Consider the following 17,611-nt stretch of genomic DNA (forward strand, 5'->3'; position numbering starts at 1 on the left):
TTGAGTTCGTTATTGTTTTTTATTAAGCACATGCTCAGTTTATGAGGTTATCCTCCAGGGAACAGGTCCAATAAGGCCAAATTGACTATCCGGTCACCTTTAGCTGGTCACCTTTACAACCTCGGTGGCCACAGGGCGCCGTTGCGGGGCGGCGGATTTTAATCTGGCGCGCTTGGCATCCAGGGCGTAATGATTCAGGCCGGGCAGGTGAACCCGGCGGAAATAGTGCTGCCAATCCAGCTCAGCCGTGTCCATGGGAAACGCAGCCCGCTCCTCATCATTGAGGCGACTCGCCAATGCCCGCAACTTTTTATTGCTGAACCGATAGCGGGGTCGGGTGTAAAAGGAAAACACGCCGGCTAACTTACGGGCAGCATCCAGATTTGAAAGCGCAACGGAGGCCTCAGCCCCCAACAATCCTTTCAACGTTTGCCAGCAGGCGCCTGCGCTGTAGGCCATACCCAATCCCAAATGAAACAACCAGCCGGGAATCATGATGAACGGGCGCCGGGGCTGACGCAGGAACAGTTTGCGATAATTGGTGTGATGGTGCCTGGCCTCATACACCACATGCTCAATCACCTCTTTGATGGTGAGCGGGTTCTGCTCGCTGCTGCTGCACTGGTACACCCGGTGCGCCGGCATACCGCCCAGGGCTTCCGCGCCGGCGACAATGATGCTGTTGGCCACCAGGTCCGCCGGGATGATGTCGATAACCCCCTGACGATCACCGGGAAAGAAAGTCACCTTCTGACGGGCGTAGGCCATAATGATGGCATCGGCCACCTTGACGCCCTCGATCCAGCCCGGTACGGGATCAAATAAGGTGCTCTCCACGATGGAGGGCCGCAGGATAGTCAGCGCTTGTCCGCCCAGGTGTTGCAACAAAACCTGCTCACCCACCCACTTGGTGAACGTGTAGGTGTCATTCCAACCGTACTGCTGTGACAACTCAATACCAAGTTCCACCAACGCTGCCTGACGTTGATCCTGATCGCTGATGTTCGCGCTGAGCGTTGCAAGTTTTTCCTGCATGCTTGCAATTAAAGGCTCCACATCATAGAAACCGGCCTCATTCCGTGGCAACGACAGCTGCGCGGGAGGCGCAATGGTTTCCTCGATGGTGCCTTCGTTATAACCGTTTACATAACAGGTGGACACATGCACCAGCGGTACTTTTCTGGCTCGGGTCAATTGAATAATGCTGTACAGGCTCAACGTATTGGTGGCCAAAGCATCATCCAGCGGCTCGCGGAAATTGACACTGGCAGCACAGTTAACCACCAGATCTATTTCAGCCGCCAACTCGGCAAAGGCGCTTTCCTCCAAGCCGAAACGCTCCGCCGTCAGCTCCCCACTGACAAACCGTAACTTACGCTGACAGAGGGCAGCGAACTCAGCTTCACCTTCATCTTTAAGCACATCAAAAATGGTGGAGGTGGCCACCTCAGCCTGAAAACGTTCTGCTGCGGTGGGGTAACGTGAATTGCTTCGAATCAAAAGATAAATGCGCTCTACCTTGGGCACAGAGCGCAACAGTTTTTCCAACACGACCTTACCGACAAATCCGGTCACGCCGGTAATGAAAATGGATTTGCCTGCGTAGCTGTGCAACGCAACAGTCTGGGCTGCAGTGGTGGATTGTGAGGCAGAGTTGGAACGGGAATGACAAGCTTCCATTACATTGCTCCTTGCTTTCAATGGATGCGTACGTTTCAGTTTTCAAAAAAGGTGAGCAAGATTCTAGCCAGATTCCGTACCGGCTGAAAGGATGTTGCTAAAGTGATGACGAGCATAGCAAAGCAGTGAGGCGCTTGCCTTATTTAAACAAAATGAATGCGTGCGAATGCACAAATTAATAGCAACGGCAGTTTGATCTGCACGTTCCTGTACTGGGGCTGATCAATGCCACCCATGATGTCATCGTATGATGTCATAAAGCATGCCGTTTTAATTCAACTGGCTTGCAACAAGAGAGGGCACTTCCCGGGTGGCTTAGCCGGAAAGCGCCCCATGTTCGTGAGCGGTTTTAGCGCGGCGTATAATCAAAGAATACCATCACAAAACGGCCTTCTGTGTTGTAGCCATAGATCTCTACATAATCATTATCAAACAGGTTGTCGATGCGGGCACGAACGGTCACTTGCTCGTTAATCCGATGGGCCGCACGTAAGGCTACGTCACCGTACCCGGGCAGGGTAATGCGGCCCTCCCCTTCACCTTCATAATGTTTATTCTGGGCATACACGGAAAAACCAAGCTCGGTGCGGCCAAACGCCCTATCCACATCCAGCGCGATACGCTGTCGCGGCTGACGCTCCAGATCCTCTCCCGTAGCCGCATTTTCCACCACTTCATAGGTGGCACTGGCGGCAATCATGGTATCGAACAATTCCGTACCCACTTGCAGTTCAAGGCCTTTTACATCCGCCTCATCCACCTGCAACGGGATATACTGCGTGACAAAAACCCAATCAATTTTGTTCTCGATGTCGGATCGATACACACGCAGTGAGGTGCTGCCCCATTCCTGGTAAGCGTCCACGCCCAGCTCATAACTTTCGACTTCTTCCGGCTGCAGATCCGGGTTCCCGACACAGCACCCCACATCCGGATAATACAAATCGTTGAACGAAGGTGTCTTATAGGCCGTGCCAACGCTGGCGGAAACCGTAACGTCCTCCGTCACATGCAGCCCCACAGCAAAGTCCCCGGTCATTTTACTGCCGAACTGTTCGTTATCGTCGTGGCGAACCCCGGCTGACAGTGACAACAAACCCAGTTCCAGCTGGGTATTCAGGTAGCCGCCAAAGTTATCGCGCCGGGTTTGACGGTACGCCGTGGGTGCTTCTATTTCTTCATGGGTATAATCGGTACCGAAATTCAACTGAACCCCCGGCGACAGCGTCAGGGTGTTTTCCCAAAAGCCATGCTCGCGAGTGGTTCCGAAGCGATCGACATCAGCCGTACCATCCCCTTCGTAATTGTCCGACGCGTCTTCCAGCTTTCCATATTGGAGTTTTGTGGAATAGTGTTCACGCTCGTATTTCAGGGCGGCGGAATACAATCTGGTTTCCTGTTCAAGGTAGGGTGTATTGCCGGCGTTAGAAGCATAGAAACTGTCATGATCGGCCTGTGAGCGGCTGCCGCTGAACAACAGGTTGGCACTGATCTGCTCGGTCAGCGCCTGTTCCAGATTCAGGGACAGGTTGGTGCGATGGTAGCCATCGTCGTCATAGGCGGCGGAACCCGCCACCTCATCATCACGACTTTGCACATCGATTCCATCGGAAACAACATGGGATGCCGTCACGTTAAGCTGACTGCTGTCGCTGGAGCCGTTGGCACTGATGCTGGTGTCCACCGTATTATTGGAGCCACGCCCCAGGGTGTAGGTCACCCCGTCTTTTTTATTGGCGCGGGTGAATATCTGTATGACGCCGCCCATGGCGCTGGAGCCATAGAGGCTGGATTTGGGCCCACGCACCACCTCGATACGGTCAACCTGGTCCAGCGAAATACTTTCCAGATTGGTTTCACCCAAGGTGGCACTTTCGATATTGATGCCGTCCACCAACACCAGCGTGCCGCTGGCACCGGCACCCCGCATGGTCACGTTGGTGGCACTGCCACGGCTGCCATTGCGGCGGATTTGCAGCCCCGCCAGGCTCCGCAACACCTGATAGAGATCCCGTGCCTGGGATTTTTCGATATCATCCCGGGTGATGACCGAGGCCGACGCAATCGAATCTTTCAGTGCCACCGGCGAACGGGTGGCCGTTACCAGCACTTCGTCGGCCACCTGCGGCGAATAGGCCGCCATCTGCAACGCTTCTTCTGCGTACCCATTGGAAACAACAACACCGAGACCGGCGACGAACAATCGCAACTTCATGCAATACCCCTGCTATAACAACACTATGAAGGAATACGCGCGCACCAAAGGGAGAGGCCCGGAAAGAAAAGGGATCCGTCTTCGGTAACCACGTATGGGTATCGTCACCGTGACGGTAGCCGCACCAATAAAAACCCGTTACTGGTAGGTGACGAGCACGAATTCACCCAATGCCGGGTCAATCCGTGTGATGGCAGGTCTCCTGGCTCACGTGTCATTGCGCTTTTCGGCCTTCCCAGTTGCCCAGTGGCCGTGGTTGAAAAACGCTCTTCGCTTACAGTTGCGGGAACAGCCGCGGACTCAACAACCTGTGCCATGACAGGTGTGTTTCACCGCGTTCCCATTTAATCCTTCGCAGGAACCATCGGCGGCCTAGTCTATGGATCAGGGCGCATTAGTCAAGGAATTCGGTGCTAAACTGGTTAGCAGGAACACATCAATGAGGTGAATTATGGGCCGCCCGAGCAAAGAAGAACTGGCCTCCGCCCTGGCCGAAGCCGGCCGCATGCGGGAACAGGGGGAAGACCCCCACCATGTAGCCAAGTGCTTGTTAAATCACGATTATCGGTTGAAGCTGCTGGAGCAGCTGTATGATCAGGTGGAACACTACATTCACTCCGGACAAAGCAGTACGGAACACAGCAAGCTGACCCGCCTGCTGACCAAACTGGAAAGCGAGGATCGGCACCCGGGCCTGGACAGTCGTTAGCGTTGCGCCAGAATGATGGCACGCCGGGGCCCCGGGTACCCTTCGATGGTGCGCTCGGGATGGACAGGGTCGAGAAAATCCGGCAGTGATTGAAACCTCATCCAGTCCGTAGGCCGCTGTTCCTGCACCGTGGTGGCGGTGACATCCACGCAGCGCACATTCTTGAAGCGCACCTTCTGCAGCCACTGTACGAGGGTAGCCACGGAGGGTAGAAACCAGACGTTCCCCATCCGGGCATAGCGGCCATCCGGTACCAGTACCTGCCCCAATTCACCTTCAATCACCAGGGTTTCCAACACCAGTTGCCCCCCGGGGCGCAGCAGCTCCCGCAGTTCAATCAGGTGATCAAAGGGCGAACGGCGATGATACAGCACGCCCATGGAGAAGACGGTATCGAAGGCACCCATGGCGGGCGGCAGATCTTCAATCCCCAAGGGCAGGTGATGCAGCGCTTGCGGACCGGTAAAATGCTCAATAGCGCGAAACTGCATGTGAAACAACAACGATGGGTCCACCCCGATGGCCAGGCGGGCTCCCGCCCCCAACATGCGCCACAGGTGATAACCGCTGCCGCAGCCTATATCAAGCACGGTACGCCCCTGAAGAGAGTCCACATGGGGCGCCAGCCGATCCCATTTCCAGTCCGAGCGCCACTCGGTATCAATGTGCACGCCGCACACATCAAAAGGGCCCTTGCGCCAGGGGTGCAATCCGCGCAGGGCGGTTTCAATCTGCTCCCGCTCAGGCTCGGTACAATCCCCAGGTTGGCCCACCCCCACGGCCGCCTGATCCAGAGCCAGGGAGGACACGGCCACCCGGGGCAAGCTCTCTACACACTGCTGCCAACGGGCGAAATCCCCATGGGTTTGCGGCTGCCACTGCTGCAATCGGGCCCGTATTGCGTCAAGGTAAGGCGCCAGCGCGGTCTGCCCGGCGTGCTCATAGAAGGCGGTAAAATCCATCATTCACTGCATCAATCAGGGTTGGTTACTTTAGGGCTATAAACGAGGCAAAATTAAAACACTGAAACCAGCAACTCACCTGGCGAAATCCCGCCTGCAGCAATCGCTCACGATGGGCGGCAGCGGTTTCCGGGATCAACACGTTCTCAATGGCCTGGCGCTTCTGACTGATCTCCAGGTCGCTGTAACCGTTCAAGCGCTTGAACTCATGATGCCAGTGGGTGAACGGCTGCTGCTCCCCTTCCGGCAAGGCGATTTTTTCCGACAGAATCAGGCCCGCTCCCGGATTCATTCCGCTGTACAGGCGCTGGATCAGCCCCAGACGCTGGTCCAGGGGAACGAACTGCAAGGTATAGTTCAGGGCCACCAGGGAGGCATTGTGGATGGGGGTATCCTGGATATCCTCACAGCGCAGCTCCACCCGACTGGGAGACAGGTCCGCCGCCACATTACTGCGGCAACGTTCTATCATGGGGGCAGCGTTATCCACTGCCACCAGGGTTACGTCCGCCTCCCGGATATGGCGGCGCAGGGCCAGCGTCGCCGCCCCCTGGGAGCAGCCCAGATCATAGACACGGGAACCCGGGGTCACCAATGAACTGGCAAACACCCCAAGCATGGCAATCACCGTTTCGTAACCGGGCACCGAACGCCGGATCATATCGGGAAAAACGCTGGCCACCTGCTCATCGAAGGCGAAATCCACCAGATGGGGCAGGGGTTTGGCGAACAGGTTGTCCTGGGCGGGCTTGTCACTCATGGCATCATCATTACCTGGGCTGGAATGGCGCCATTCTAGCCCGGGGTAAGGCGCTTGCCAAACGCCGCTGACGGCTTACCGGCCTCTCACCGGCCTCTCACCGCCCCCTCAGCGCTGCGCCGAGAGAATCAGCGTGTCGAAATAGTTGGCCAGATGCAGCATCTGCTCGTCGTCCAGCTTTTTGAACACTTTATTGACCACCCCATGCCCGGCGGCCTGGCAGGTGGCAATGGCACCGTCGGCGATCTTGCGCACCACAAACCCGTGCTTCAGCAAGTTGATGGCCCGTTTCATGAAGCCTTCCAGCATGATATCCACCGTCAGGCTCATAAGCTCGGACAATTCCGCACGATTGGCCTGCACCTCACCGGCCTGAATCCCTGCCACCACGCGTTTCATACGCTCGTAAGTGGCCTGATCGATTTCGCAACCGGTGCTGGCCAGGCCATTATCCGCCTGCTCAGGGCGAATATAGATTTCATCGACAAATCCAATCATCGGCTCCAGTTCTTTATTGCTGCGCTTTTTCAACAAATGGGGCACCAGCATTTTCGCTGTTTTCCCAATCACATCGGCGGTGGAATGCACCACCTTGGTGGGCATACTGCTGAGCCCGATGGCATCCACCGTGCGCACCAGAAAGGCATCCAGCATTTCCGGTATGAAATAGTCCATCGTGCTTTCCATTAGGGGGATATGGCTGTCCTTTACCCCGTTTTCATGACGCCGCAGCAGCTCGATGGCCGCGCCTTCCAGATCCCTGGAGGAGGCAAATGCCAGATAGTATTTGGTTGGCATGGTAAATCCCCTGCTTTGTATTGCTTCTTATTGTGTTTAGGGTGACGTTATACGCCCCACTTGAAGAAATCGTGCTTCTCTGCCAGATAGTACTTGGACAATACCATCTTGTGGATCTCCGACGCCCCATCCACCAGGCGGGCCTGCCGGGCATAACGGTAAATCCACTCGATCATCGTGTCTTTAGAGTAACCACGGGCACCACACAATTGTATGGCTGTATCGGCTGCCTTGTGCAGCGTGTCGGCCACCTGGATTTTGGCGATGGAAATCTCCTTGCGGGCAAAATCCCCCTGATCCAGTTTCCAGGCCGCATTCATGGTCAGCAGGCGCCCTATGTGTATCTCCTTGGCCACATCCCCCATCATCCATTGCACCCCTTCGTGCCCGGACAGGGTGGTGCCGAAGCTCATGCGGTTTTCCACGTAACCACCGGCGATTTCCATGCAACGCTTGGCCAACCCCAGCCAGCGCATACAATGGGTCAGGCGGGCGGTACCCAGGCGAATCTGGGTCACTTTCAGGCCGTCACCCACATTCAACAGACGGTTCTCATCGGGTATTTCCAGACCATCGAATTTCAACTCACAGTGCCCACCGTGTTCCTCCGGCCCCATAATGGGAATACGGCGTACGATCTCCCAGCCGGGCTGATCCTTATCAAACAGAAAAGCGGTGAGGCCTTTGCGTTCATCGTCGGAGGTTTTCGCAATCAGGATAAAGGTCTGGGCCCCTTCCGCTCCGGTGATGAACCACTTGCGGCCATTGATGATCCATTTGTCGCCCACCTGCTGGGCACGGGTATAGGTCAGGCTGGGGTCGGACCCACAACCACCATCGGGCTCGGTCATGGCAAAAGCCGATCGCACCTTGCCGTCGATAATGGGCTGCAGCCAGCGATCTTTTTGGGCTTCGCTGAGAATTTTATTAAGCACAATCATATTGCCGTCATCCGGCGGCGCACAATTGAAGGCCACCGGGCCAAAGGGGGAACGGGCGGCTTCTTCATACAGCGCCGCCATGCCCACAATACCCAGATCACGGCCGCCCCGCTCCTTCGGCAGTTGAAAACCCCACAACCCCTGCGCTTTGGCTTTTTCCCGCACCGCCGCCACCACGCTTTCTTTCAGGTTTTCATGGTCATCAAAATTGGCCGCGTCGGTTTCCAGGGGCAGCACTTCCTGTTCCACAAATTCACGCACCTGCAAACGCGTGCGTTCAATCTCATCTGATAATGTAAAATCCATAGAATCCTCTGTAAAAGTCAATCATATAAAAATCTAAAGCTTACTCACCGCATGACCACCGTCCACGGAGATCACCGATCCGGTCATGTAACGGGAGGCATCCGACGTCAACAACAACAAAGGCCCCAGCAGGTCTTCGATGGCGCCCAGTTTTTTCTGGGGAATGCGTTGAATCATGCGTTTGCCGCCTTCGGTATCAAAGTAATCGCGATTAATATCGGTGAGGATATAACCCGGGCAGATGGCGTTTACCCGGATACCGTAATCCGCCAGCTCCAGGGCCATGGACTTGGTCATCTGCACCAACCCGGCCTTGGAGGCACAGTAGTGAGTCAGGTGGCTGGCCACCCGCAGCCCCAGCACCGAGGCAATATTGACAATGGAGCCGTGCTTACCCTGGGCATTCATGCGGCGGGCCCCCTCCTGGGCCACCAGAAAGGCCCCTTTCAGGTTGGTATCCAGTACCTTGTCCCATTCGTCTTCAGTAATTTTCAGCACCGGATTGCTGAGGCCGATGCCGGCATTGTTCACCACCACATCCACACAACCGAAGGCCGCTTCCGCCTGCTCATAGGCTTCTACGATGGAAGCCCGATCCGCCACATCCATGGTCACCGCCAGGCAACGCCCGCCGTCATTTTCAATTTGTTCCTCCAGCGCCAGCAACGGGTCCCGGCGGCGGGCAGCCACCACCAGTTTGGCCCCCTGACGGGCCAGAAACGGCGCAAACATCTGACCAAATCCACTGGAAGCACCGGTTACCAGCACCACTTTGCCGGCAAGGCTGAAATTCACATCATTCATGGCTGAATCCTTATTTCTCTGGCTTGAATGGCATCCGAGCATACGTGAAAGCCCAAACCAATCCAATTGACCAGCCGGACAGATTAGTATCCAAAAGTGACACTCTACGTGTAAAATGTGCTGCCCGGTGACTCCCATGTACCCCAATTCGAGCGCAGTCCGTGAGCAAGTTGAATCCCCGCCAGTCAGAAGCAGTTCATTATATTGACGGCCCCTTGCTGGTGCTGGCGGGCGCAGGCTCCGGCAAAACCAGTGTGATCACCCGCAAAATCGCTCATTTGATCGAAAATTGTGAGATCCCGGCCCACCGCATCGTAGCCGTTACCTTTACCAATAAGGCTTCCCGGGAAATGAAAGAGCGGGTGAGTCAGTTGGTGAAAGGCAAGCTGGCCCGCGGCCTCACCGTATCCACCTTTCACAACCTGGGCCTCAACATCATCCGCAAGGAGCAGCAGCACCTGGGCCTGAAAAACGGTTTCTCGATATTCGATGATCAGGACAGCCGCACCCTGTTAACCGAGCTACTGCACAAAGAGTCGGAGGTGGGGGCAGACGAGGTGGATTTTATCCGCCACCAGATCAGTAACTGGAAGAACGATCTGATCACCCCCTCCCAGGCCATCTCGCGGGCCAACGATGAAGATGAGATGCGCGCCGCCCACACCTATGCGCTGTATGACCGCATGTTGCGGGCCTACAATGCGGTGGATTTTGATGATCTGATTCTGTTGCCCACGCTGTTACTGCGCGACAACGAGGAGGTGCTGGAACGCTGGCGCAATCGCATCTACTACATGCTGGTAGACGAATACCAGGACACCAACACCTCACAATACCTGCTGGTGCGCTTGCTGGTGGGGAAACGTGCCCGCTTTACCGTGGTGGGCGACGATGATCAATCCATCTACGCCTGGCGTGGTGCCCGCCCGGAAAACCTGGCACAACTGGCACAGGACTACCCGGCATTAAAAGTAATCAAGCTGGAACAGAATTACCGTTCCTCCGGCCGCATTCTGAAATGCGCCAACCAGGTGATCGCCAACAATCCTCATGTGTTTGAAAAACAACTGTGGAGTGAACACGGTTTCGGTGATCCGATTCGAGTCATTCGTTGCCGCAGTGAAGATCATGAAGCGGAAAAAATTGCCGGGGATATTCTCAATCAACACATGCAGCGCAAACGCCCGTTTAAGGATTTTGCAGTGCTCTATCGCGGCAATCATCAGTCGCGCATCATTGAATTAAAACTGCAGCAGTTTCAGGTTCCCTACAAGGTCAGCGGTGGCAGCTCTTTCTTTTCCAAAGCCGAAATCAAAGACGTGATGGCGTATTTACGCCTGATCATGAACAGCGACGACGACAACGCATTTTTGCGCATCGTCAACACCCCGCGCCGGGAGCTGGGCCCCACCACCCTGGAAAAACTCGGCCAATACGCCCAAAGCCGGGAACGCAGCCTGTTTTCCGTAAGTTGTGAAATGGGGCTGGCGGAAACCCTGAAAGCCAAACAATACGCCATGCTGAAACGCTTTCACGATTGGGTGGAAGAAACCCGGGAAAACATTCAGCGCGGCCATGCGGTGAGGGCCATCAAACAGATGATCCGCGACATCGATTATGAAAACTGGTTGGTGGAACAATCCTCCAGCCCGAAGATGGCCGAGAAACGCATGGAAAACGTCTGGCAACTGGTGGCCTCCATCGAGCGTATGCTGGAAAAAGCCGACGATGAAAACGACGTGGAGAGCGTGATCGGCAAACTGATTCTGCTGGACATACTGGAGCAACAAAAAGAAGAGGACGATTCCGACCGGGTCCAGTTGATGACCCTGCATGCCTCCAAGGGGTTGGAATTTCCCTATGTGTTCCTGATGGGCATGGAAGAGGAGCTGCTGCCCCACCGCTCCAGCATTGAGGAAGACAACATCGAGGAAGAACGCCGCCTGATGTATGTGGGCATCACCCGTGCCAAGCGCGAACTGACCATGACCTATACCGCCAAACGCAAACAGTACGGTGAAGAATTCGAACCCACCCCCAGCCGCTTTCTGGATGAGATGCCGCAGGATGATCTGGCCTGGGAAGGCCGTGGTTCCAGTAAATCCAAGGAAGAAAAACAGGAGATCGGCAACGCCCATCTGGCCAATTTGAAAAACCTGTTTGAATAGAGACCCAGCAATCTAATCATCCCGGCCTTGATACACATCAGAAACCCATGGATGATAATACTCTAGATTCGAGCTGAACCACCTCTTAACAACCAAGAGCATGGCCATGCCAGAACAGGATCCCGCAGCCACCACCACCCTGATAGGACAAGTCGACGCCGTGCATGGGCCGGTGGTGGACATCTGTACCCGCTACCTGCCACCGCTGAATCAGGCCCTGATGGTACGCGATCACCGGGAACCGGTGTTGCTGGAGGTGTTCCAGCACCTTAACCCCAGCCGTATCCGAGCCATCGCCCTGCACAGCACCGCGGGCCTGGCGCGCGGAATGCCGGTGTTCGACACCGGCGCACCACTGCACGTGCCGGTGGCCCCCGACTGCCTGGGACGCATGCTCAACGTCTTTGGTGAGCCTCTGGACAAGATGCCCGCCTTCGCAAGCAGCGACTACCGCAATATTCTGGCGCAGCCACCCGCGCTGACCGAAACCGTACCCGCCAAGGAAATTCTGACCACCGGCATCAAGGTGATCGATCTGCTGTGCCCGTTCGTAAAAGGGGGCAAAACCGGGCTGTTCGGTGGTGCCGGAGTAGGCAAAACGGTACTGATGATGGAATTCATGCATGCGGTCAGTTCCCTGCATCAAGGGGTATCCGTGTTTGCCGGTGTTGGCGAGCGCATGCGGGAAGGGCACGAACTGTGGCATGAGATGAAGGATTCCGGCGTACTGCCCCAGGCACTGCTGGTGTACGGGCAAATGGATGAATCCCCCGGTGTGCGCTTTCATGTGGGTTACACCGCCCTCACCTACGCTGAGTATCTGCGGGATTCGTTGCAATCAGAAGTGTTGTTCCTGATGGACAATATGTTCCGTTTCGTACAGGCCGGCAGTGAAATTTCCGGCCTGTTGGGTCGCATGCCGGCCACGGTGGGCTACCAACCCACACTGGTTACCGAAGTGGCATCGTTGGAAGAGCGGATTCTCTCAACCCGGCACGGCGCGATTACCTCGGTGCAGGCCGTGTATGTACCGGCAGATGACATGTCCGACCCGGCGGTGAGCGCCATCATGAATCACCTGGACACCAAAGTCATACTGTCCCGCCAACAGGCTGCCAAAGGTATTTATCCCTCCGTTGACCCACTGAAATCCAGCAGCCGCATGCTCGACCGGCACATGCTGGGCGCACGCCACTATACCGTTGCCATGGCAGTCAGAGAACATCTGGCCCGCTACCGGGAACTGGAAGACATCATCACCATCCTTGGGATCGAGGAATTATCGGCGCAAGACCGCAAAGTCGTGCAACGGGCTCGTAAGCTGGAGCGCTATTTAACACAACCCTTCAGCGTGGTGGCGGATCACACCGGCATTGCCGGCGTCAGTGTTGAGCTGGATGATTTGCTTGACGACTGTGAAGGTTTTCTGGACGGCCGCTTTGATCAACTGGATGAAGCTGACTGCTACATGAAAGGCACGCTCACAAATAAAACCAGCACCACATCAGCAAGCCAGCAGGGGAACGCCTCATGACCCCTTTCACTCTGGTGTTGATGGATTGCACCCGTAAAGAGCAGATCGATGGCGCCCACAGTTTTGTTGCCACGGATCGCAGTGGCCGTTTTGGCCTGCAAGCCGGCCATGAAACCTTTGTTACCTGTTTGCAGCCAGGATTGGCGCGCTATAAAACAGACGACAGCCACTGGCATTATATTGCCCAACCCGGAGCAACACTGTGGTTTCACAACAACCGGCTGCAATTGATGACCACCCAGTTTGTATTGAGCGACAGCCGCCAGCAATTGCTGCATCTGCTGGAAACCCGCTGGCAACAGGAAAGTGAAACCCAGGACACAACCCAGCGCAACGTAACGCAGATGGAACAGGCCCTGGCACGCAGGCTGTGGGAAATGAATCAGCAAGGAGGACAGCTGTGAATCAACGGGATGATTTCCGCGAATCGCTGCAACGGGATAACGCACGACAGGATCGGGGCGAACAGGCGCCGGCGGGGCTGTTCGGGCTGTTGATGTACGGTGGCACCCTGGGATTGTTGCTGGTGATCCCCATGGTAGGCGGGGCCTACTTCGGGCGCTGGCTGGACAGCCTGAATGCAGAATTCGGCACCCGCTGGACGGTCAGCTTTATCATTCTCGGTGTGGTCGCCGGCATCTGGAATATGGTGTGGTATATCCGGGGGCGTTCATGAACGAAGCACAAGGTATCCACTTCGGGACGCTCTCCCTGAGCGGATCTCTACTCACCACCTGGCTGGTGATGCTGCTATTGTTGTCGTTCAGTGCGTTTATCCGTCATAAACTGCAACAGGAAGATAACCTGTGGCGCACCGGTGCCGAATCCCTGTTTGCCATGATGGAAAACGCGGTGCAAGAAGTGGTGCCCAACCACTACAAACAAGTCACCCCGTTTATTGCCACCTTGTGGGTCTATCTGGTGTGCGCCAATCTGCTGGGGCTGATTCCCGGGCTGCATTCCCCCACTGCAGATTTGTCGGTAACCGCCGGACTGGCTGTAATCGTCTTTGTCTCGGTGCACTGGTTTGGTATCCGCAACCTGGGGCTGAAAACCTACCTGAAGCATTATCTGTCCCCCAATCCGATCATGTTGCCGTTTCACCTGATGAGTGAGATCAGCCGCACTCTGGCCCTGGCCATTCGCCTGTTCGGCAATATCATGAGCCTGGAGATGGCCATTCTGTTGGTGCTGCTGGTGGCCGGTTTTCTGGTGCCCGTACCACTGATGATGCTGCACCTGGTGGAAGCGCTGATTCAGGCTTACATCTTCGGCGTACTGGCCCTGCTTTATATCGGCACCAGCCTGGAAAATAAAACAACCTCATCTGAACAAGGGAGCAAAAACACATGACCGACCTACACTGGTTCAGCACACTGTCCACTGTGGTAGCCGCCCTGGCCATCGCCATTGGTGGTGCCCTGCCGGCCTACGCCATGGGCAAAGCCATTGCCCAGGCCCTGGATGCACTGGCACGACAACCGGAGGCGGAGAAAATCATCACCCGCACCCTGTTCATCGGGTTAGCCATGATCGAATCGTTGGCGATTTACGTGTTGGTGGTGGTGCTGATCATACTGTTTCGCAACCCACTGCTTGAATACTTCGTTCAGTAACGGCGCCTGCTGATGGAACTTGACCCACTTACCCTCGTATTGGAAATCGTTAATTTCCTGGTACTGATCTGGCTACTGCAACGCTTTCTGTTCAAGCCGGTTCAGGCTGCCATTGCCCGCCGTCAACAGCAGCTGAAACGGGCACAACAGGATGCCGAAGCGCAACAGCAAGCGGCGGCATCACTGCAACAGACCCTGCAAGCCAAAATTGATGAGTGGGATGTGGAAAGAGCGCACCAGCGACAGGCGCTGTTAACTGAATTAAGCGAGCAACGGCAACAGGCGATGACTAAAGTCCGAGAGGAGGCGGAAACCGAGAAGAAACGCCTGCAGTCCATATTGGAACAGGACAAGGCAGCACTGGCAGCAAAGGCCCGCCAGGAGTCCCAACAGGGTGCCCTGCTGTTAACTCAACAGTTGCTGCGCCGGTTAGCCGGGGAGGATCTGGATAACGCCCTGCTCAACATGTTACAGGAAGACCTGCAGGCGTTATCGGCCGCAGAACGCGACGAGATTACCAATGCACTGCACAAGCAAACCACGTTGCTTGTCACATCGGCGCGACCATTGGCACCCGATCAACTGCAACAGCTACAGCACACATTGACCGACACACTGCACCAGACCGTGAGCCTGGACACCCGCCTGGACGAATCGCTGATCAGTGGCATTCGCCTTAACATCGGGCCGTTGACCTTGCATGCCAATCTGGTGGATGAACTGGAATTCTTTAAGGCGGAATTGCACCATGCCATCTGATTCCAGATCGCTGTTTGATCTCAACCCCGATTACAGCATCAGCACCCGCATCACCGAACAGGGCACGGTGATCAGCGTGGGTGACGGCATCATCTGGGTGCAGGGATTGCCGTCCGCCATGATGGACGAGGTGATTTACCTGGAAGACGGCAGTACTGCCCTGGTGTTTCTGCTGGATCCGGAAAAGCTGGGCGCGATCGTGTTGGAGCAAAAGGCCTCCCTGTCATCCGGCATCAGCGTTCGGCGTTCCGGCCGACGCCTGGACATTACCATCGGTGACAGTGTTTTGGGACGGGTGCTGGATCCCCTGGGCCGGCCCCTGGACGACATGCCGGCGCCTGCCGATCATCAGCGGGGCTTACTGGAGGTGACCTCTCCCACCATTCTGGACCGCAATTTTGTCCGCAATCCACTGTACACCGGCAACCGCATCATCGATTCCCAGATTCCCATCGGCAAAGGCCAGCGCCAGTTGATCATCGGCGATAACGGCCTGGGGAAAACCTCCCTGGCCGTGGACGCCATACTGCGACAACAGGGCGAAGACGTGTTGTGCGTATACGTCAGCATCGGCCAGACCCGCAGCAGCGTGGCCACCCTCATCGATACGCTGCAGGAGCAGGGCGCCACCGCCTACACTACCCTGGTGGTGGCCGAAGCCAACGAGCTTTCCGGTTGCCGCTACCTGGCGCCGTTTTCCGGTTGCGCCATTGCCGAATACTGGATGCAGCGCGGCAAGGATACCCTGATCATCTACGATGACCTGACCCAGCACGCACAAGCGTATCGGGAACTTTCCCTGTTATTGCATCGGCCACCGGGGCGGGAAGCCTATCCCGGCGATATATTTTACCTGCATTCGCGCTTGCTGGAGCGCACCACGGTTCTGTCTCCGGAACTGGGCGGTGGCTCCATGACGGCTCTACCCATTGTGGAAACCAAACAGGGAGAAATCGCTTCCTACATTCCCACCAATCTGATTTCCATTACCGACGGCCAAATCTACCTGGATCAAAAGCTGTTTGCCGCCGGCATGCTGCCCGCCATTGATGTAACCCGCTCGGTATCGCGGATTGGCGGCAAGGCACAGCACCCAGCCATCAAACAGGAAGCCGGCCGCATCCGCCTGGACTATCTGCAATTTCTGGAGCTGGAAGCCTTTACCCGTTTTGGAACCCGGCTGGAGCCGGCCATGGAAGCAAAGTTGAAACGGGGCCGGGTGCTGCGCCAGATCATGGTGCAGGATCGATTAACCCCGGTGAGTGCCACCGGCCAACTGACCTGGCTGATTGCCTATAACGAGAAACTGCTGGACGATTGCGAGCTGAATCGGCTCCCCTCCATTCTGTTGCAGCTGGAAGCCGCTGCCAAGCAAAGCAAGCTGACCCTGGATGCCAGCCGCGACCAGTGGCGGCAACAGATTCCAACCTGGCTGCAACCAACATGAGTCAACGGGCCGAGAACAACTATCGCCTGGAACTGTATGAAGAGCTGGACGATATCATCACTGCCATGCGCAACCTGGCTCGGGTGGAAATGTTGCGCCTGGAAAAAGCCCAGGGTCACCGGCGCTCAGTGTTTGACAGCTGCCGCCAGGCCATGGATCAATTTCTGTTTCACCGCGGCGGCGCGGCTGCCGGCCAACTGCCGGCGGCACCGGGCCCCGACCTGCTGCTGGTGCTGGGATCGGAGCGGGGTTTCTGTGGTGGTTTCAACGAGCTGGTGGCACAACGCTTTCACGAACTGGCATTACAGGATACCGAGATCATACTGGCGGTTGGAACCCGCCTGGCAGACAAACTGTCAACCTACGACAACGTTATTGCGCTGCGGGCCGCTGCAGGCATTGACGAATCCCTGGCAGTGATGCACAGCATTGTCGATACAAGTGTGCGCACGGGCTTCCCCCGTCGTATTCGCGTGCTTTATCACGACCACAACCAGCCTGAAATCGTGCAGCTACTGCCGCTGCCGCAGCCCGATCATTGCAACGCCGCCTCCCTCTGCACAACATTACCAGCCGCAACACTGCTGCAGGAACTGCAGCTGCACTATCTGCAACAGGGCCTGATGCACTATCTGACCGTTTCCCTGCATACGGAGAACCTTTGGCGCCTTCGACAGATGGAAGGGGCCAGGGATCACCTTGAAGAGTTATCCCGGAACCTGCGCCAGCGCATTAACGCCCAACGCCAGCAACAGATTGTGGAGGAAATTGAAGTGATACTGTCGGATCAGACGTTTAGTTGAGCCATATCAAACCGGGAAAACTTCCCGCACGCAGGCCAAAGCTGTCCGTTAGATTAGTCGTGAATTTCCGTCACCACTGAAACGACCGCAGGCGTCTGTTCACTGCACT

Annotated in this window: 17 protein-coding genes and 1 riboswitch; of the genes, 10 read left to right on the forward strand and 7 right to left on the reverse strand. The window is 56.1% G+C overall.

The window, feature by feature from the left end; genetic code table 11:
- Positions 1-99 precede the first annotated feature (99 nt).
- Together D9N13_RS06905 and D9N13_RS06910 are read right to left on the reverse strand one after the other, a co-directional pair.
- Positions 100-1,680: a fatty acyl-CoA reductase gene (locus D9N13_RS06905; RefSeq protein WP_290587587.1), complete on the reverse strand. Its 1,581-nt coding sequence runs from the start codon at positions 1,678-1,680 to the stop codon at positions 100-102.
- Positions 1,681-2,029: 349 nt separating this feature from the next.
- Positions 2,030-3,895: a TonB-dependent receptor domain-containing protein gene (locus tag D9N13_RS06910; RefSeq protein WP_290587589.1), complete on the reverse strand. Its 1,866-nt coding sequence runs from the start codon at positions 3,893-3,895 to the stop codon at positions 2,030-2,032.
- A gap of 174 nt (positions 3,896-4,069) precedes the next feature.
- A riboswitch (cobalamin riboswitch) is annotated at positions 4,070-4,276 on the reverse strand.
- 70 nt (positions 4,277-4,346) lie between these two features.
- On the opposite strand from D9N13_RS06910, the gene D9N13_RS06915 reads away from it, so the two are divergent.
- Positions 4,347-4,604, forward strand: coding sequence for a hypothetical protein (locus D9N13_RS06915; protein WP_290587591.1), 258 nt, complete (start codon positions 4,347-4,349; stop codon positions 4,602-4,604).
- On the opposite strand, the gene cmoB is transcribed toward D9N13_RS06915, so the two are convergent.
- The 5 genes from cmoB to D9N13_RS06940 form a co-directional block, all read right to left on the reverse strand.
- Positions 4,601-5,569 (reverse strand): tRNA 5-methoxyuridine(34)/uridine 5-oxyacetic acid(34) synthase CmoB, encoded by a 969-nt coding sequence (cmoB, locus tag D9N13_RS06920; protein ID WP_290587593.1) that lies wholly within the window; start codon positions 5,567-5,569, stop codon positions 4,601-4,603. The genes D9N13_RS06915 and cmoB overlap by 4 nt on opposite strands.
- Before the next feature lie 22 nt (positions 5,570-5,591).
- Positions 5,592-6,326: a carboxy-S-adenosyl-L-methionine synthase CmoA gene (gene cmoA / locus D9N13_RS06925; RefSeq protein ID WP_290587595.1), complete on the reverse strand. Its 735-nt coding sequence runs from the start codon at positions 6,324-6,326 to the stop codon at positions 5,592-5,594.
- A 108-nt stretch (positions 6,327-6,434) separates the two neighbouring features.
- Positions 6,435-7,124 (reverse strand): hypothetical protein, encoded by a 690-nt coding sequence (locus D9N13_RS06930; protein WP_290587597.1) that lies wholly within the window; start codon positions 7,122-7,124, stop codon positions 6,435-6,437.
- Positions 7,125-7,171: 47 nt separating this feature from the next.
- The gene (locus D9N13_RS06935) at positions 7,172-8,371 is read right to left on the reverse strand and encodes an acyl-CoA dehydrogenase family protein (protein WP_290587599.1); all 1,200 of its coding nucleotides are present in this window, start codon (positions 8,369-8,371) and stop codon (positions 7,172-7,174) included.
- Between the two features lie 33 nt (positions 8,372-8,404).
- Positions 8,405-9,175, reverse strand: a complete 771-nt coding sequence (locus D9N13_RS06940; protein ID WP_290587601.1) for an SDR family NAD(P)-dependent oxidoreductase — start codon at positions 9,173-9,175, stop codon at positions 8,405-8,407.
- Positions 9,176-9,336: 161 nt separating this feature from the next.
- On the opposite strand from D9N13_RS06940, the gene rep reads away from it, so the two are divergent.
- The 9 genes from rep (at position 9,337) to D9N13_RS06985 (ending at position 17,502) form a co-directional block, all read left to right on the forward strand.
- Positions 9,337-11,343: a DNA helicase Rep gene (gene rep / locus D9N13_RS06945; RefSeq protein WP_290587603.1), complete on the forward strand. Its 2,007-nt coding sequence runs from the start codon at positions 9,337-9,339 to the stop codon at positions 11,341-11,343.
- Between the two features lie 106 nt (positions 11,344-11,449).
- Positions 11,450-12,877: a F0F1 ATP synthase subunit beta gene (atpD, locus tag D9N13_RS06950; protein ID WP_290587604.1), complete on the forward strand. Its 1,428-nt coding sequence runs from the start codon at positions 11,450-11,452 to the stop codon at positions 12,875-12,877.
- Positions 12,874-13,281 (forward strand): F0F1 ATP synthase subunit epsilon, encoded by a 408-nt coding sequence (locus D9N13_RS06955; protein ID WP_290587606.1) that lies wholly within the window; start codon positions 12,874-12,876, stop codon positions 13,279-13,281. The genes atpD and D9N13_RS06955 overlap by 4 nt, the downstream gene beginning before the upstream one ends.
- Positions 13,278-13,553, forward strand: coding sequence for an AtpZ/AtpI family protein (locus tag D9N13_RS06960; RefSeq protein ID WP_290587610.1), 276 nt, complete (start codon positions 13,278-13,280; stop codon positions 13,551-13,553). The genes D9N13_RS06955 and D9N13_RS06960 overlap by 4 nt, the downstream gene beginning before the upstream one ends.
- Positions 13,550-14,230, forward strand: a complete 681-nt coding sequence (locus tag D9N13_RS06965; protein ID WP_290587611.1) for a F0F1 ATP synthase subunit A — start codon at positions 13,550-13,552, stop codon at positions 14,228-14,230. The genes D9N13_RS06960 and D9N13_RS06965 overlap by 4 nt, the downstream gene beginning before the upstream one ends.
- On the forward strand, positions 14,227-14,493 hold the full coding sequence (locus D9N13_RS06970; protein ID WP_290587614.1) for an ATP F0F1 synthase subunit C: 267 nt from the start codon (positions 14,227-14,229) through the stop codon (positions 14,491-14,493). The genes D9N13_RS06965 and D9N13_RS06970 overlap by 4 nt, the downstream gene beginning before the upstream one ends.
- Positions 14,494-14,505: 12 nt before the next feature.
- On the forward strand, positions 14,506-15,252 hold the full coding sequence (locus tag D9N13_RS06975; RefSeq protein WP_290587616.1) for a F0F1 ATP synthase subunit delta: 747 nt from the start codon (positions 14,506-14,508) through the stop codon (positions 15,250-15,252).
- Complete coding sequence (locus D9N13_RS06980; protein WP_290587618.1) at positions 15,242-16,699, forward strand: F0F1 ATP synthase subunit alpha; 1,458 nt, start codon at positions 15,242-15,244, stop codon at positions 16,697-16,699. Before D9N13_RS06975 ends, D9N13_RS06980 begins: the two co-directional genes overlap by 11 nt.
- Positions 16,696-17,502, forward strand: coding sequence for a F0F1 ATP synthase subunit gamma (locus D9N13_RS06985; protein ID WP_290587620.1), 807 nt, complete (start codon positions 16,696-16,698; stop codon positions 17,500-17,502). The genes D9N13_RS06980 and D9N13_RS06985 overlap by 4 nt, the downstream gene beginning before the upstream one ends.
- Positions 17,503-17,611 lie beyond the last annotated feature (109 nt).

Origin of the sequence: Ketobacter sp. GenoA1, from assembly GCF_003671475.1 — a bacterium.
Taxonomy (GTDB): Bacteria; Pseudomonadota; Gammaproteobacteria; order Pseudomonadales; family Ketobacteraceae; genus Ketobacter.